1 protein-coding gene and 1 pseudogene are annotated in these 1207 nt (G+C 76.1%); both read right to left on the bottom strand.

Annotated features, from left to right (window positions below):
* Positions 1-864, bottom strand: a pseudogene (locus HII36_RS55295) (hypothetical protein); the annotation flags it as partial.
* 19 nt (positions 865-883) lie between these two features.
* Positions 884-1207, bottom strand: a 324-nt coding sequence (locus HII36_RS55300; protein ID WP_173531407.1) for an S-methyl thiohydantoin desulfurase domain-containing protein, incomplete at its 5' end; no start/stop codon positions are given.

The following is a 1207-nucleotide window of genomic DNA, read 5'->3' on the forward strand; positions in this document are numbered from 1 at the left end:
CCCCAGCGCGACCGCCGCCTCCCGCGTCTCTCCCGGCTCCTGTGTTTCTCCCTGCTCCTGTTCGTGTTCGGTGAGCAGGCGTTCGGCGAGTGCGGCCTGCAGGGCGAAGTCGTGGGCGGCGCGCAGCCGTTCCGTGGCGGTCCACGCGGCCAGCGGGGCCGCCGCCAGCTCCAGCACGGTACGCACCACCGCCGGCCAGCCGGGCGAGCGCGCGGGACCGCCGGCGACCAGCGTCCCGAGCACGCCGCCCTCCTGGTCGGGCACCGGCACCTCGGCCACCACCCGCCCAGCGGCCGGCCCAGTGGCTGACCCGGTGGCCCGCCGTCCGGCCAGGTGGCCGCCGTAGCGGTCGAGGAAGGCCACCGACGTGCCAGGCAGTTCGGCGTTCAGCACGCCGAGCACCCGGCGGGCCGACGCGGCCGCCTCCGCCAGCCGGGTCGCGCACCTGGCCACCAGCTGGGTGCGCGCCGCGTCGGGACGGGAGGCCGCCGACGCCACCCGCACCGCCGTGACCAGCGGATCCTCGTCCACGAAGATCAACGTGACGCCGAGCCGCTCGGCCAGCACCTCGCCTGAGCCCGCGCTGAGCCCGCCCGACGGCGCGATGACGCAGGCCGCGGCCTGTTCCCAGGCCCGCCGCATGGCCATCTCCACCGCCCACCCGCCGCCGGCCGCCGCCCCGATCAGGACGACCGCCGTGTGCGGGGCCACCGCGCCGAACACCGACAGCTCGTCCACGATCCGCACCTGGTGCACCGGGTTCTCGCCGGTGCCGTACATCCTGGCCCCGGCCAGCGGGCCGGCGTTCACCAGCTCGGCCACCGTGACCGGCGCCTCCCAGCCGGGCGCGCGCACTCCGCTCATCTCCGGCTCCTCCCGCCGTTCACAGGGGGAACCCGAACGCGCGGGTGCCGCCCAGGGCCAGGCCGCGTTCCGAGTGCCAGACCGGCGCCGCCTTGACCACCATGACCTCCACGTCCATGCCGGGACTCGCCTTGTCCACGTCCACCACCACGCCGTCCGCCGCCGAGACCATGCAGATCTGGTCGGGCGCCATCGCCACGGGGGCGCCGTCGGCGAGCGCGAGGACGATCTCGTTGTGCGCCTCCAGCCGCACCAGCCGCCGCAGCCCCTCCGATTCGTGCACGACGATGCTGGACGGCAGCGACGGCATCGCCAGCTCCGTGCCGTACCCGAAGCCGCCCCC

Source organism: Nonomuraea antri, assembly GCF_013283785.1.
GTDB classification, from domain to species: domain Bacteria; phylum Actinomycetota; class Actinomycetes; order Streptosporangiales; family Streptosporangiaceae; genus Nonomuraea; species Nonomuraea antri.